This is a genomic window from Labrys neptuniae (genome assembly GCF_040797145.1).
In the GTDB taxonomy this organism is placed as follows: Bacteria; Pseudomonadota; Alphaproteobacteria; order Rhizobiales; family Labraceae; genus Labrys; species Labrys neptuniae.
This window is the reverse complement of the sequence record NZ_JBFNQD010000001.1, coordinates 1,291,446-1,306,512: the sequence shown is the minus strand read 5'-3', so window position 1 is coordinate 1,306,512 and position 15,067 is coordinate 1,291,446. Positions and strand designations below refer to the sequence as shown.

9 protein-coding genes are annotated in these 15,067 nt (G+C 63.8%); 4 read left to right on the top strand and 5 right to left on the bottom strand.

Annotated features, from left to right (window positions below; translation table 11 throughout):
* Nucleotides 1-14 precede the first annotated feature (14 nt).
* Nucleotides 15-1,994, bottom strand: a complete 1,980-nt coding sequence (locus ABXS05_RS06210; RefSeq protein ID WP_367623275.1) for an ABC transporter substrate-binding protein — start codon at nt 1,992-1,994, stop codon at nt 15-17.
* A 438-nt stretch (nt 1,995-2,432) separates the two neighbouring features.
* On the opposite strand from ABXS05_RS06210, the gene ABXS05_RS06205 reads away from it, so the two are divergent.
* The 3 genes from ABXS05_RS06205 (at nt 2,433) to ABXS05_RS06195 (ending at nt 9,753) form a co-directional block, all read left to right on the top strand.
* Complete coding sequence (locus ABXS05_RS06205) at nt 2,433-4,217, top strand: MFS transporter (RefSeq protein ID WP_367623274.1); 1,785 nt, start codon at nt 2,433-2,435, stop codon at nt 4,215-4,217.
* A gap of 129 nt (nt 4,218-4,346) precedes the next feature.
* Nucleotides 4,347-9,143, top strand: coding sequence for a DUF3320 domain-containing protein (locus ABXS05_RS06200; protein WP_367623273.1), 4,797 nt, complete (start codon nt 4,347-4,349; stop codon nt 9,141-9,143).
* A gap of 475 nt (nt 9,144-9,618) precedes the next feature.
* A complete protein-coding gene (locus tag ABXS05_RS06195; RefSeq protein WP_311941867.1) occupies nt 9,619-9,753 on the top strand; it encodes a hypothetical protein in 135 nt (44 codons plus the stop codon).
* 45 nt (nt 9,754-9,798) lie between these two features.
* On the opposite strand, the gene ABXS05_RS06190 is transcribed toward ABXS05_RS06195, so the two are convergent.
* The 4 genes from ABXS05_RS06190 to ABXS05_RS06175 form a co-directional block, all read right to left on the bottom strand.
* Nucleotides 9,799-11,373, bottom strand: coding sequence for a RimK family ATP-grasp domain-containing protein (locus ABXS05_RS06190; protein ID WP_367623272.1), 1,575 nt, complete (start codon nt 11,371-11,373; stop codon nt 9,799-9,801).
* A gap of 122 nt (nt 11,374-11,495) precedes the next feature.
* Nucleotides 11,496-11,978 (bottom strand): GNAT family N-acetyltransferase, encoded by a 483-nt coding sequence (locus tag ABXS05_RS06185; RefSeq protein WP_311941862.1) that lies wholly within the window; start codon nt 11,976-11,978, stop codon nt 11,496-11,498.
* Nucleotides 11,979-12,220: 242 nt separating this feature from the next.
* Nucleotides 12,221-12,628 (bottom strand): rhodanese-like domain-containing protein, encoded by a 408-nt coding sequence (locus ABXS05_RS06180; RefSeq protein WP_367623271.1) that lies wholly within the window; start codon nt 12,626-12,628, stop codon nt 12,221-12,223.
* Between the two features lie 121 nt (nt 12,629-12,749).
* Complete coding sequence (locus ABXS05_RS06175) at nt 12,750-13,790, bottom strand: LacI family DNA-binding transcriptional regulator (RefSeq protein WP_311941857.1); 1,041 nt, start codon at nt 13,788-13,790, stop codon at nt 12,750-12,752.
* Nucleotides 13,791-14,054: 264 nt separating this feature from the next.
* Between ABXS05_RS06175 and ABXS05_RS06170 the strand changes: the two genes are divergently transcribed.
* Complete coding sequence (locus ABXS05_RS06170) at nt 14,055-14,993, top strand: substrate-binding domain-containing protein (protein WP_394309421.1); 939 nt, start codon at nt 14,055-14,057, stop codon at nt 14,991-14,993.
* Nucleotides 14,994-15,067: the final 74 nt, after the last annotated feature.

Below are 15,067 nucleotides of genomic sequence, written 5' to 3'. Positions count from 1 at the left end.
CCCCGGCCAAGGCCTTATTGCGGTGCGACGAAGAAGAAATCCGCCGGTGGCAGCGAGCCGTAGACATAGGGTTCCTGGCGGTTGCCGGTGACGTCGAGCACATCCTGGCGTACGAAGCGGAAGATCTTGTTGATCTCCACGCCCGGCTCGACCAGGCGCCTGGCGAGCGAAAGGGCGAACGGGCTGTTGGCCTGATCGCCATCGGCGGCCGTGGTGCCCTCTTTGGCGGAATAAACCACCAGCGTGGCGCCGGCCGGCTCCACGCGCGATAGGCCGCGATCGATCGAACGGCTCGCCACGCTCCGCTTCATCTGCGCGATGAAGGGATTGTTGCGGCAGGCGTCGAGCACCACGAGCTTGAGCTTGCGCGCGCCGTCGAGCGTGCTCATCACCCGCTCCAGCGGAACGGCTTCATCGGGAACATCGCGGTCGGATTCCAGCACGGCGTCCAGCGGGATCAGATAGTTCTTGTTATCCACCTCGATGCCGTGGCCAGCATAGTAGATTACGGCCCAGTCCGATTGGTCGGCCTTGCGCGCAAAGGCTTTCAGTGCGGCGATCATGCCGGCGCGATCGAGGTCGTGCGCAATCGTGACGTCGTCCACCCCGGTTTGGCGCAGCGCCTGCCCGATGAGATCGGCGTCGCGCAGCGTGTTCGGCAACTGGGATACCGAACGATAGGCGGAGTTGCCGATGACCAAGGCGACGCGGCGAGGCGCCGGGCCGGTTGTATCGATCACGGGCGCTGACTTGGTGACAGGGACGGTCTTGGCAATCGGAGCCGTGTCGACGGCGAAAGCCGGCTTCGACGTATCCTGGGCCGTTTCGATCGTACCGCCGGCATTGTCTGGCGAAGCGTCAGCCGTCACCATCATCGAGGCCTGCGGTTCGGCCGGCTGATAGGTGATGGTGCCGTCGGCGCCTTTTTGCCAGCGATAGACGATCAGATCGGGCGTGGTGCGGTCGCCCTTGGCGTCGAAGGCGATGTCGCCGAGAACGGTGCGGAACGGCTTGCCGGCATGCATCGCTTCCGCCAGGCGTCTTGGATCCAGCGTTTGGGCCCGTGCAGCGGCCTGCTGGAAAACCTGGATCGCGGCATAGGCGTAGAGGCCATAGCCTTCCGCCAGAGAGGGTTCCACGCGGATGATGTCAGCGGCCGCAGGGTTCTGGCCATGCGGGGGAGGAAAGGTCATCAGCGTGCCGATCACGGCATCGCCGCCAAGGGCAGGAAAGTCGCTGCCGATCAGGCCGTCGCCGGAAAACAGCACGGTCTTGAGGCCCCGTTGGCGCAACTGCCTGAGAATGAGGGCCGCCTCGGTGTAGAGGCCGCCCCAGAGTAGAAGGTCTGCCCGCGCCTTGCCCAGCCGGTCGACGATGGCGGAATAATCCTTCTCGCCGACATCGACACCAGCCTCCAGCACCGGCTTGAATCCCGCCTGCGCGAAGGCATCACGGGCACTTGCCGCCAGACCCTGGCCATAGGGGGTCTTGTCATGCAGGATGGCCACCCTCTTGCCCTTGAAATTCCTGGCGGCATAGTCCGCCCAGACGCCGCCCTGGCGATCGTCGCGGCCAGTGACGCGGAAGACGTTCCACAGGCCGCGCTCGGTTACCTTCGGATTGGTGGCGGAGGGCGAGATCATGATCATGCCGCGCTCGGCATAGATCTCGGAGGCCGGAATGGTGACGCCTGAGTTGAAATGCCCCACCACCAGCTTGATGCCCTGGTCCGCAAGCTTGTTGGCAGCCGCCACGCCCTGTCGTGGATCGGAAACGTCGTCGGCCACGACGATCTCCACCTGCTGGCCGGCGATGCCGCCCTTGGCATTGATGGCTGCCGCAGCCGCCTCGGCACCTTTTCGCATCTGCTCGCCGAAGACGGCGTTCGGACCCGTCATCGGGCCTGCCACGCCGAGCTTGATCTGCGCCCCGGCGGGCGTTCCGGTTGAAAGGCCGATTGCCAGGAGCAGGCAGGTCAACCAGGCCATCCGCATGGCGGGTTCCTCTCGATGTCCGGAAAAATATCAACCATAGGTTGAGGTGGATCATAAGGCATCGCAGCCGGCTGCGACAGTCATGCCGGTAACAAGCAACCGGTTGGCGGGGTCGGTGCAGCAAGGAAAGCGGGGAGCATGATGTCCGGTTTGCGCCGGCGAACGCCTTAACGTCGCTAAGTATAACTCGAATCACGATTTGACGCTGCCAAGTATCTATGAAACCGTCCGAATTTGGGCCCGTGGTTTTTCCGGACAGAGTCGCCGGCGCGTGCCGAAGCTTGATTGAACAGCGCGACGATCGTCTGGGGGATTCTTCGCCTCAGGCATCGTCCACCGGCGTCAAAGCCGACAACGGACCGGTCAACGGCCGATGAGGAAACACGACATCCGGCACGGGTGCGCTGGGCTGTGCCCGGCCGGCGGGGGAGAGCATCGATGTCAGTCAGTACGGCAAGTGTAGACCCTTCGGCGCCGATGAGCAGGGAAGACAAGAAGGTTATCTTCGCCTCTTCTCTGGGCACGGCTTTCGAATGGTACGATTTCTTCATTTATGGTTCATTGGCGACCTATATCGCCGCCCATTTCTTTTCTTCGCTGAGCGAGACCGCAAGTTTCCTTGCCACGCTGCTGGCCTGGGCCGCAGGCTTCATCGTCCGGCCTTTCGGGGCTCTCGTCTTCGGTCGCGTGGGCGATCTGGTCGGACGCAAATACACCTTCCTCGTCACCATCACGCTGATGGGCGCCTCGACCTTCCTGGTCGGCCTGCTGCCCAGCTATGCCTGGTGCCAGCAAAATCTCGGCGTCGGCGCCATTGCGCCCACGATCCTGATCGCGCTGCGCATCGTGCAGGGCCTGGCTCTCGGCGGCGAATATGGCGGGGCCGCGACCTATGTCGCCGAGCATGCACCGGCCGGCAAGCGCGGCCTTTACACGGGCTGGATCCAGGCGACGGCAACCGGCGGTCTCTTGCTCTCGCTGATCATCATCCTGCTGATCCGGCAATATATGAGCGATGCCGCCTTCAGCGACTGGGGTTGGCGTATCCCCTTCTGGATCTCGATCATTCTCTTGCTGATCTCGGTCTGGATCCGCATGCAGCTCGCCGAAAGCCCGTCCTTCGTCAAGATGAAGGAGGAGGGGGCAACCTCCAAGGCGCCGCTGAGCGAGGCCTTCCTGAAGTGGTCCAACCTCAAGATCGGCCTGATCGCGTTGTTCGGCATGGTCGCCGGCGAGGCCGTCGTCTGGTATTCGGGGCAGTTCTACGCCTTGCTCTATCTGACCAAGACCCTGCGCGTGGATCTCACCACCGCCTCGCTATTGTTGGGCGTCGCCTTGGCGATCAGCCTGCCGCTCTACGTGTTCTTCGGCTGGCTGTCTGACAAGATCGGCCGCAAATGGATCATGCTGCTCGGCTTCCTGCTGGCGGCGGTGTTCTACCAGCCGATCTTCAAGGCCATCACCCACTACGCCAATCCGGCGCTTGAGACCGCACTCGCCAAATCGGCCGTCAGCGTCATCGCCGACCCGGCCGATTGCTCGGTTCAGTTCGACCCGATCGGCACCGCCAAGTTCACCTCCTCCTGCGACGTGGCCAAGAATTTCCTGGCCTCGAGCTCGGTGTCCTACACCAATGAGGCGGCTGCACCGGGGACGCCGGCTTCGGTGAAGATCGGCGAAACCGTGATCCCGTCCTATGTCGCGACAGGCCTCGACGCTGCCGCTGCCAAGGCCAAGAAAGCCGAGTTCACGACGGCCCTCTACAAGGCCTTGAAGGATCATCAATATCCGGTGTCGGAAAAGCAGGCGCCGGTGAAAGATGCCAGCGGTGCCGTCGTCAAGAATTCGGATGGCACCGACAAGACCGCCACCACCTATGCGATGGCGCCGGCCGATCAGTCCGCGATCAACAAGCCCATGCTGGTGGTGATGTTGATCGTGCTGATCGTCCTCGTCACGCTGGTCTATGGCCCGATGGCCGCCGCCCTGGTGGAGCTCTATCCCACCCGCATCCGCTATACCGGCATGTCCTTGCCCTATCATATCGGCAATGGCTGGTTCGGCGGCCTGGTACCCTTCGTGATCTTCGCGATGGTGGCGGCCAGCGGCGATCTCTATTACGGCCTGTGGTATCCGATCGTGGTTGCGGCGCTGACCTTCGTGATCGGCTTGCTGTTCGTGCCGGAAACCAAGGATCGCGATCTCGACAATATTCCGTCCTGATTGCCAGGCAGACGAGTTGGAAATCGGCGCGGCACTCCGGTGTCGCGCCGTTTTCGTTTTGGTGAAGTCTTTCGCGCCAACCCGCGGTGTCACGCTGGAAATCGCGGTCCTCACCAGGATAGACTTGTCATGGAGGGGTTCGAATCGATGTCCGACAATCCGGTGCGCAGGCGCCTGCTGGAACAGCGGCAGGCCTTGCTCGATCTTGGCCTGCGCAATCGGCTGATCAACCTGCCGATGCGTACCAAGGGCGTGCGCACCATCGAGCTCATCGAGGCCAAAGCCCCAGAAACCTATGACTTGCTGGCGGCCGGCCGGGCATTGACCTTCCTGCCCGGACGCGAGCCGGACGAGGCCGCGCAGGGCGAGCTCGCGATCGAAGGCACGCAGGCTGCGCCGGTGGTACCGGCGGACGCCATGCCGAGCGGCGAGGCCGCGGCGCCGGCCCCCCACCGGTTGCAGACCCGTCTGGCTGCCGAAGCCCTGCAGAAGCGTCTGTTCGACATCTGGTACGACGCCCGGACCATCGAGGAAGAGCAGGGCGTGAACATCCTCTACCTCGCCTTCGGGCTTCTGCGCTGGTACGAGGACGACAAATCCGACATTGCCCGCCATGCCCCGCTCGTGCTCCTGCCGGTGCGCCTTGAGCGTTCCAGCGCCGCCGAGCGCTTCAGCCTGCGTTCGCGGGGCGAGCCGGCTTCGCCCAATCTGTCGATTCAGGCCAAGTTGCGCGGCGATTTCGGCATGGTGATCGAAGATTTCCCGGATGAGGACGAGGTCGACGTTGCCGCCTATGTCGCCGAGATCGCCAGGACCATCTCCGGTAAGGCGCGTTGGCAGGTCTTGCCGGACGCGATGGTGCTCGGCTTCTTCTCCTTCGCTAAATTCCTGATGTATCGCGACCTCGATCCGGACAATTGGCCTGAAAGCAATGCCATCCATGCACATGGACCAGTGGCTGCGCTGCTGGGAGAGGGCTTCGAGGCCTTCGAGCCTATCGTTCCCGACGGCCAGCCGATCGATCCCGTGATACCGCCGCCGGCGCTCAACCATGTGCTGGATGCCGATTCATCGCAGGCCGTCGCCATCGAGGAGGTGCTGCGCGGTCGCCATCTGGTGATCAAGGGCCCTCCGGGCACAGGCAAGAGCCAGACCATCGCCAATATCATTGCCGGGGCGGCCCTGCAGGGCCGCAAGGTGCTGTTCGCAGCCGAGAAGATGGCGGCGCTCGACGTGGTGCATCGGCGCCTGCGCCAGGTCGGGCTCGGACCGATGACGCTCGAATTGCACTCGACCAAGGCCAATAAGCGCCTGCTCCTGGAGGAACTGCGGCGAACGCGCGAACTTGCACTGAAGACGCCGGTCCAGGATCCCGGCGTCACGGGGCGCCTTGCCGAGACCCAGGCCGATCTCAACCGGCATGCGGCGATGCTGCATGAGCCGATGGAGCCGAGCGGCATCACGCCCTACCGGCTGCTGGGCCGGCTCGTCGCCCTGCGCGATGCGGGCGGGCTCGCCGGCTTCGCGGTCGAGCGGGCCAGCCAGTGGACGCAGGAGCAGGCCCGGGCCAATCGGGAGCTGATGGCGGAACTCGCCGAACGCCTCGGCACCGTCGGTGATCCCGCCGCCAATATCTGGCGCGGCGTTCGGCGCGATGCCATCGATCCCGCCGAACTCGAACGTCTCGCCGGCCTGATGCGCAGCGTCGAGGCGGATCTGGAAGCGGTGGAAGAGGCGGCAGTCGGCATCATCCGGGATTTCGGGCTCCAAGTGGTCACGATCCGCGATCTCGATGTCGTCTGGCGCACCACCTGTGCGGCCTCCTCGCTGCCCGCCCAGGCCGACCGGCGCCTTCTCGCCCAGCCGGTATGGCGTGAGGACGTCGGCGCCCTCGGTGACCTTGTCGCTCTCGGCAAGGCCTATCGCAAGGTCGTCGAGGCAATGGTGCAGCTCTATCGGGCGGAAGCCTGGACGGCGGATCTGCGGCCGGTCCGTCAAGCCTTCGCCGTGCACGGCGCCTCCTTCCTGCGCTTCTTCTCCGGGCGCTATCGCGGCGCCAAGGCCCAATTCAAGGCCCTGCTCGCCACCGAGATGCCCGGTGATCTCGTCAAGCGGCTCCAGCTTCTCGACGACATGATCTCGGCACAGGAGCTTCGCCGCCATTTCGAGGGCCAGAAGGACATGGGCACCCGCGCATTCGGTACGCTTTGGGCTGGTGATAAATCCGACTGGGATCGACTGCAGGCCATCACCGATTGGTGGCGGGATCATCGACATCCCGCGCTCGCCCCGGATTTCCTGGATCGGCTGGCCGCCCGGCCTGGCGGCCGCGAGTTCGGCGCCATGGGCGCGGTGATCGTGCAAAGCGTGCCGCGCTTGTTCCACGATCTGAAGGCGCTCAGCGAGTTCCTCGACTACGACCTGGAGGGCGGGCATGGCATTGCCGATTGCGTGGACCTAGAGGTCGCGGCTCTCGTGCGGCAACTGCGCCTCTGGCTGGCCAATCTCGAAAGCATCACCCGCTGGATTGCGTTCACCCATCGCTGCCATGTGGCTCGAGAAGCCGGGCTCGGTGCCCTCGTCGACGGCCTGCTCGATGGCCGCATCCCCGGCGATCATCTGGTAGTGACCTTCGAGCGTGCCTACTACGAAGCCTTGCGCGAGGACCTCTTTGCCCGGCACGCCGATCTCAAGCGTTTCGACGGCGAATTGCAGAATCGCGCGGTGGAGCAGTTCCGCATGCTCGACAGGGCCCGTATCGCGCTGGCGCGCGAGAGCGTGGCCCTCAAGCATTTGCGCGAACGCCCGGCTTCAGCCGGCGGCATCGGCCCGCTCGGCGTGCTCAATGGCGAGTTTGCCAAGAAGCGGAACCATCTGCCGATCCGGCAATTGCTCGACCGGGCTGGCCCGGCCATCCAGCAATTGAAGCCGGTGATGATGATGAGCCCGCTCTCCATCAGCCAGTTTCTCAAACCCGGGGCGCTCAGCTTCGATCTGCTGGTCATCGACGAAGCCTCCCAGGTCGAGCCGGTCGACGCCCTCGGCGCGGTGGCGCGGGCATCTCAATTCGTCGTGGTGGGCGATGAGCGCCAACTGCCGCCGACGCGCTTCTTCGACAAGCTGACCGGCGAGGTGCCGGAGGAGGACGACGACGAGGAGACCTTCAAGGCGAGCGACGCCGAAAGCGTGCTCGATCTCTGCCTCGCCAAGGGCATGTCCTACCGCCAGCTCAACTGGCACTATCGCTCCCGTCACCAGTCGCTGATCACCGTGTCGAACCGAGAATTCTACGACAACCGGCTCATGGTGGTGCCGAGCCCGCATGCCGGAGGCCGCTCTCCCAACGGTGGCGATGGAGGCGCGGAGGCGATGGGCCTGATCTTCCGCTATCTCCCCAAGGCCGTCTATGATCGCGGCAACAGCCGTACCAATGCCGAGGAAGCCCGGGTCGTGGCGCAGGCGATCATGGCGCATGCCCGCCATCGCGCCTCCCTCTCGCTCGGGGTAGCCACCTTCTCGGTGGCGCAGCGTCAGGCCATCCTCAAGGAACTCGAGTTGCTGCGGCGAGAGAGTCCCGCCACCGAGGTCTTCTTCAATCGGGAGGGGAACGAGCCGTTTTTCGTCAAGAACCTGGAGAATATCCAAGGCGACGAGCGTGACGTCATCTTCATTTCGGTGGGCTATGGCCGCAGTGCCGAAGGCTATCTGGCCATGAGTTTCGGCCCGCTCAATCTCGATGGCGGCGAAAGAAGGCTCAACGTGCTGATCTCGCGGGCGAAATATCGCTGCGAGGTGTTCTCCTCCATTCGCGGGGAGGATATCGATCTCACGCGCGCCAATGCGCGCGGCGTCGCGGCACTGAAGCTGTTTCTCGGCTTTGCCGAGACCGGCCTGCTCGACACGCCCGTCGAGACCGGCAGGGCGCCCGATTCCCTGTTCGAGGAACAGGTCGCCGGCCAGTTGCGGGCGCGCGGGCACCAGATCACACACCAGATCGGGAGTGCCGGCTTCTTCGTCGACCTCGCAGTGGTGGATCCCGATCGGCCGCAGCGCTTCCTGCTCGGCATCGAATGCGATGGTGCCCAGTATCATGCCTCGCGCTCGGCCCGCGACCGCGACCGGCTGCGCCAGCATGTGCTGGAAGGGCAAGGCTGGCTGATCCACCGTATCTGGTCGACCGATTGGTATCTGCGCCCCCACGAGGAACTCACCAAGGTCGAGGCCGCGATCGAACGGGCGAAGGCCACCTGGCGCAAACGGGACGAGGAATTGGCCGTGTCGGCCGAGCTGGAAAGCGCGAAGGAGGAAGAGCCGTTACCTCTATCGCCGTTGCTGTCGATCGACGAGCCGCTGGCCACGCTCGGGGAGGAGCCTGCCCCGTCTTCGCCTGCGCGTCCCTATGTCGAGGCACGCCTTGGCATCACGGGCACGGCGGAACTGCATGAGGTACCGACGGCAGGCATGGCGGCCTACGTCGTGGGCGTGGTCGAGGTCGAAGGACCGGTGCATGAACAGGAGATCGTAGCGCGCATCCGCGATTCCTTCGGTTTGGCGCGAGCCGGCAACCGGGTGCGCGAAGCAGTGCAGGACGGCATCGACGTCGCCCGCGTTACCGGCAGGATCGTCGGCGGGCCCTTCTACAAGCTGCCGGAAGCGCCGGTGGTTCTGCGCGATCGCTCCATGGTGGAAAGCGCCGGCCTGCGACGTCCCGATATGCTGCCCAATGAAGAGGTCGAAGCTGCCTTTCTCGCCGTGATTGCCGCCAATTACGGGGCGCCCCGCGATGCACTGATCGTGGCGGCTGCCCGCCTGTTCGGCTTTGCGGCGACCAGTTCCGTGCTGAAGGAGCGGCTCGACGATGTGCTGACGGTGATGCTGTTCAAGGGGCAGCTGAAGCTGCAGAACGAGCTGATCGTCAGCGGTTGAGAAGGTCTCTTCGGACGAGCACGGTCATTGGGCCGGAGACCGTGAAGGCGTTTTTCCGAGGGCTTCTCCGACCTGTGCGGGCGTGAGACCAAGCCTGGAGAACGGAAGGCTCCATCGCGGCGAAATCGTGATGCTGTTAATCTCTTTTTTTCCATATTTTCAAAGTGATGTGCAGGTCTTTGAAACTCGGCTCATCAGGAAACACTTTAACACGATCCCGCCATCGATCAGACACGTCCTGGAAAGGTTTGCCGGGCATGATCCAGCCCTCGTTACAAAGGGTCGTGTCATGTTCTACGCGTTGCTGTTCGCTTTGGCCTCGGCCTGCTGCCTCTATTATGTCAGCTACGACATCTGAAGGGGCTCGACGTATCGCTGTGGCATCGTTCCCTGCGCTCGCAACGAAACTTTACATGTCAGACCGAGGGCGGAAGCATCCAGGCCCGATACTGCATTCTCCATCAGGAGAATTGCCGTGTCGTTTCGAGCCAATGCCGTTTCGGTCTTTCTGCAGGGAGCATTGACGAGCCTTGCCGCGCTCTTGGCGGTGAGCGCGATGCTTGCCGTGCTCATCATCGCCCTTCATGAAGGGGTGACGCATCTCCTGTAGCGATCGGGCGCGCGCGAACCGCAAACGCGCCCGATGCGTGCAGCCTCAGGAGCCGGTATCGCGCAGATCATGCACCAGCCGAGGCCGGTGAATGGCCCCGGAGGGGAGCGCCGGTGCCGGCGGGCGATGGCGGGCATCGACCAGGGCTTGGAAGTGGGAGAGCAGTCTGCGGTAGAGGCCTTCGCCGGCAGCGGCATCCTCCAGGCCGAGATCGATATTGGGATTGTCGTTGATCTCGATGACCACCACACCGGACTTGGTCTGCTTGAGATCTACGCCGTAGAGGCCGTTGCCGATCAGCCCTGCCGCCCGCACTGCCGGTTCGATCACCTCGCGCGGCACTTCCTCGACCGGCACGGCCTGGGTGCGGCCTTCGGTATAGGCGCCGGCTTCGCCATGCTGGATGATCTGCCAGTGCCCCGAGGACATGAAATATTTGGCTGCAAAGATTACCTCGCCTGCGAGGATGCCGATGCGCCAGTCGAAGGGCGTGTAGACGTAATCCTGTACCAGGATGAGGCCGGACTGCTTGAGCATGATGGCGGCAATCTCCTGAAACTGCTGCCAATTCTCGGCCTTCTTCACGCTGAGGCTGAAAGCGCCGTCAGGCACCTTCAGCACCGCGGGATAGGTCAGCTGGGTCTCGAAGCCTGACAGCGTGCGCCGGGTGAGGAAGAGGGTGCGGGGTGTTGCGATACCGTTGCCGGCGAGCAGTTCGGACAGGAAGGCCTTGTTGGTGCAGCGCAGGATCGAACCGGGATCGTCGATCACCGGCATGCCCTCGCTGGCGGCCTTGCGGGCGAAACGGAAGGTATGGTGCGCGATTGCCGTGGTCTCGCGAATGAACAGGGCGTCGAACTGGGTGAGGCGCGGATAGTCCTTCTTCTCGATCAGCTCCACGGCAATATCCATGTCCTGGCCGATCCGCACCATGGCCTGGAGGGTCTTCAGCTTGGAGGGCGGCAGGGGATCCTTGGGATCGTGCAGGATTGCCAGGTCCATGCGCGGGCCGCTGGCCGAAGGGACATGACGCCAGGGGCGCCGGCAGAAGCGGGCGAGGCCGTCGAGAAACAGGCTATCGCGGGCCGGGTCGACATCGCGCGGGTCGAGCGGATGCAGGGCGGCAATCTTCCAGCCGGCGCCGCCTTCAAGGCGTTCGAGGTCGATCGCCAGCAGGGGGCAGCGGAACAGTTCGAAGCTGCGGCTCGCAAACTCCGCCAGCCCCCGATCCTCGACACCGCGATCCTCGGCATTGCGCTCCTCGACCTGGCCGAAAAACACCTGGATGCGCATCGCTTCCACTGCCTTGGGTACGGAGGCGAGCGGGCCGAGGCAGCGCTCCAGGCCGGCGAGCTTCTGGGCCTGCACTGCCTTGACCTGCAGGTCGGTGATTGCCTCCATGCTCGGCGTCACCCGCTCACCGCGCGCTTCGGCGAGCAGGGACACATAGTAGCCGATGCTGAGATAAGCATAGCTGCGGCACAGATTGATGATACGGCGGGGCCGCTGCAGCAGGCCTGGTCCTTCGGCGATGAAGTCCTGCGCGGTGATCACCCGGACACCGGGTACGGACCAGCGAAAATCACTGGATTTTTCGACGATGATCAGTTGAGCGGGCATTGGCTGCTTTCATGTAGGGAAGAAAGGCGATCGGCATCACGATCGCCCACCGCGTCTTTCCGCAGGCGATTTGGAGGGAGCTAAAGATGTGTTAAAACAGGTGGTTACGTGTGCTTGCGTATCTATTGCAGCGCGCTCTGCCTGAGGCAGTCGCGGTCGACCAGACGCTGGAAGCGAATGGCCTCTGTCCCGTCCTCGTAATAGTTCGCCACACGCCTGAAGGGCTGAAAGCCGAGGCGGCTGAACAGGGCCTGGGCAGCGAGGTTGTCGCTGCGTGTTTCCAGGCGCAGCAGATGGGCACCGGTCCCGGCGCTGCTGGCCATGGCTTGTTGGAGCAGCGCCTGGGCGATGCCCCGCCGACGGGCACGTGGCGCCACGGCAAGGGAATAGAGCCGCGCGACGGCCGTGCGGCGATTGGTGAGGACGACGCTGCACCCCGTGAGGCCGGCGTCATCGTCGCTGACGATGACGAGGGCGGAAGGGCTGGTCAGCAGATGGCGCCAATCGCGGCGGCTGAGGCGATCGCCGGCGAAGGCTGCGTTTTCGAGATCGACTAGGGCGGGAAGATCCGCCGAACTCGCCTCGCGCAGATAGGGTACGGTCATGTGCGACAGACAGATTGATAGCGACAATGACCGTGAGGGTAGGGCGTCGGCGCTGCCCCAACAAATCAGGATTGCATAAGGAAACGGTTGCGCGTCCGATTCCGGGAAGCCCTCCATCATGCTGGAGACAAACGTTTTTTTGCCGTTCACTGTCTCGTCTTGATGGGGTCAGGCCCCGGTCAATTCTGCCTGTTCGGGTTGAAACGAGCAGCGATGGAAAGGGAGAATGGACGAGGCCTGCCTCACTTGTTGCCGCCGGGCTCGGGAAACTCGATGGGCCCGCCCGCCTTCTCCCAGGACGAAAAACCGTCCTTGAGGTGAGCCGCCGCGAAGCCCATGTCCTGGAGCGTCGCCACGGTCAGGGCCGAACGCCACCCGGAGGCACAATGGAAGACGAACTTCCTGTCCTCCCCGAAGATGTCCTTGAAATAAGGGCTTTCCGGGTCGACCCAGAATTCCACCATGCCGCGGGGAGCATGGAAGCTGCCGGGAATATAGCCCGAACGCTGCCTCTCCCGGGGATCGCGGATGTCGACGATGACCACATTGGGGTTGCCGACCATGGCGATCGCATCCCTGGTCTCGATTTCCTCGATGCGTGCGCGAGCGGCCGCGACCATCTGAGCCGACGAGAGCTTGAGTTTCTTCATCCTGGCGTTCCGTCCCCGTCTATATCCATTCTTCGTCCTGGCGTCCCCAGTTCAGGCCGGGGAAGCGCTCCGTTCAAGATGGTAGATTGCCGCGAGGCCGGCAGCGCGATCAGCGCTTTCCTCAGCGCCAATTGCTCTCCCGTTCCGAACTCGGTGCGAATTCGGGAGGCACCACCACCATCGGATTCTCGCCCGGAACGTAGTTGTCCACCAGCGCATAACCCTCGGCAATGATGGCTTCGACATTCTGGCGGGTCATCGTCACGTCGAACGGCAGATGCGCTGCAAAGGGATCCCAGTCGGAACATACCGTGCTGACCTCGCGCATCGCCTGGCGCGGCACCTGCAGGGAAAACTGTACCAGTCCTTCAAAAGCCGTGATGGAGTTGATGAACAGACCGTCCGGCATGCGGCCGAGCGCCTGGAAGCGGGCAGCGAGCGCCTCCCGCGCCGATGAGGGGCGGTAGCCGCAGCAGGAAACCTCCGACGTCGTCTCCTGACCACTGGCCGCCACGGCGTCGCGAAAGCCCTCGATGCGGCGATCGGTGGCATGCTCGCCGGCGATGCCGCCAAGAAACAGCAGGTCGCGCGGCGCCGTCCGGCGTTTGCGCAGCTTGGCGATCAGCTTTTCGGTGAGGGTGCGTGCACCACCGTAATTGTCGGTGACGACCGAAGGCGCGTCACTGCCGGGCAGGTCGAGATTGACACAGGGAATGCCGGCGGCGCGGCAGAGCGCATTGAGGGGCTGCGTGTTGCGCACGCCGGCGATGAAGAGAAACTCGACCTGTTGGGAGAGAAGGGTGGTGGTAACGCTCGCCTCGATCGCTTCGTCGCGCTGCGTGCTCACCACGATCGGGCAGAGACCGCGCTGGCGTGTATCCGTTTCGAAAGCCTCGGCCAGGCCGGCGAAGAAGCGGTTGCGGTAATGGGGGATGATCATGCCGGCCAGGCCGGAGCGCGACAGGCGCAGGCCTCGGGCCTTCATATTGACGGCATAACCCAGGTCCTGGGCGGCCTTCAGCACGCGCTTGGCCGTGTCCTCCTTGATACGGTAGCGCGTCCAGCTGCCATTGAGCACCAGGCTGACCGTTGAAGGAGAGGCCTTGGTTGCAGCGGCGATATCGTAGATGGTGGACCTGCGTCCGCTGGGTGAGCGCGCCATCGTCCCCTCATTTGTCCTGCGGATCGAATTGGAGACTCGATCATCAAGCCAATGCTAAATCCTTTTAGCTACCTTGACAACAAATGCTGAATGGATTTAGCTCATGGGGCGTCGGCGATACTGCCACTATGCCGGCAACCAGAACAAATAGGGAGGAACCGTTCAATGGCTTCGAATTCTGATTTCACGCACAAGGCGAGACTCGATCGCCGCAGTTTTCTTGCCGCCTCGGCGCTGGGTGCCGCTTCGCTGGTGCTGCCGGGCATGGTCGGTGCCGCTCGGGCCTCCAAGGACAAGCCCGTCATCGGCGTGGTGGTGAAGATCGGTGGCATTCCCTGGTTCAACGCCATGGAAGCCGGGATCAAGAAGAAGTCGGCCGAGCTCGGGGTCGAGGCTTTCATGGTCGGACCCACCAGCGCCGACCCGGCCCTGCAGGTGCGCGCCATCGAGGATCTGATCGCCAAGGGCGTGGACGTGATCGGCGTGGTACCCAACGACGCCGAGGTGCTCGAGCCGGTGCTGGAGCGGGCCCGCAAGGCCGGCATCAAGGTGGTCACGCATGAATCGCCCAAGCAGAAGCAGGCCGATTGGGATTTCGAGCTGGCCTCGGTGAAGGGCTTCGGCGATGCCTATGGCAAGCAGCTGGTCGAGGCGCTGGGCGGCAAGGGTGAATATGCCGTGTTCGTCGGCTCGCTCACCGTTCCCCTGCACAATGCCTGGGCCGATGCAGCCATCGCCTATATCAAGCAGAACGCACCGGAGATGAAGCTGGTTGGCGACCGCTATGGCGTCGCCGAGGATGTCGATGCCTCGCGCTCGACCGCTCTCGACCTCATCCGCGCCCATCCCGGTCTCAAGGGCTTCCTGGCCTTTGGCAGCCAGGGGCCGATCGGCGCCGCTCGTGCCGTGGCCGAGAAGGGCAAGAAGGGGCAGATCAAGGTACTCGGTCCATTCTCGCCCGGCCAGGGCCGCAAGCTCGTCAAGGACGGCACGCTGACCGGCGGCTTCATGTGGAACCCGATGCTGGCCGGCGAGGTCTTCGTCACCCTGGGCACCATGGTGGCCAAGGGGCAGGAGATCAAGGACGGCACCACCATCGAAGGGCTGGGCGTCGTCCATCCCGACGGGCACAATCTCATCGTCGACCAGCTCGTATCCCTCAACAAGGATACCATCGACGAACTCGCCAAGATGGGCCTGTAGGTCCGGCAAGAAGCGGGCGGGAACCGCACGAGGTTCCTGTCCTCGCAAACGGACCGGGCGTTGCCGGCGCGCTC

Excerpts from the sequence above, each read along its gene's own strand:
- ABXS05_RS06210 (WP_367623275.1), bottom strand. The coding sequence starts at position 1,994 with ATGCGGATGGCCTGGTTGACCTGCCTGCTCCTGGCAATCGGCCTTTCA.
- ABXS05_RS06205 (WP_367623274.1), top strand. The coding sequence starts at position 2,433 with ATGTCAGTCAGTACGGCAAGTGTAGACCCTTCGGCGCCGATGAGCAGG.
- ABXS05_RS06200 (WP_367623273.1), top strand. The coding sequence starts at position 4,347 with ATGGAGGGGTTCGAATCGATGTCCGACAATCCGGTGCGCAGGCGCCTG.
- ABXS05_RS06190 (WP_367623272.1), bottom strand. The coding sequence starts at position 11,373 with ATGCCCGCTCAACTGATCATCGTCGAAAAATCCAGTGATTTTCGCTGG.
- ABXS05_RS06185 (WP_311941862.1), bottom strand. The coding sequence starts at position 11,978 with ATGACCGTACCCTATCTGCGCGAGGCGAGTTCGGCGGATCTTCCCGCC.
- ABXS05_RS06180 (WP_367623271.1), bottom strand. The coding sequence starts at position 12,628 with ATGAAGAAACTCAAGCTCTCGTCGGCTCAGATGGTCGCGGCCGCTCGC.
- ABXS05_RS06175 (WP_311941857.1), bottom strand. The coding sequence starts at position 13,790 with ATGGCGCGCTCACCCAGCGGACGCAGGTCCACCATCTACGATATCGCC.
- ABXS05_RS06170 (WP_394309421.1), top strand. The coding sequence starts at position 14,055 with ATGGTCGGTGCCGCTCGGGCCTCCAAGGACAAGCCCGTCATCGGCGTG.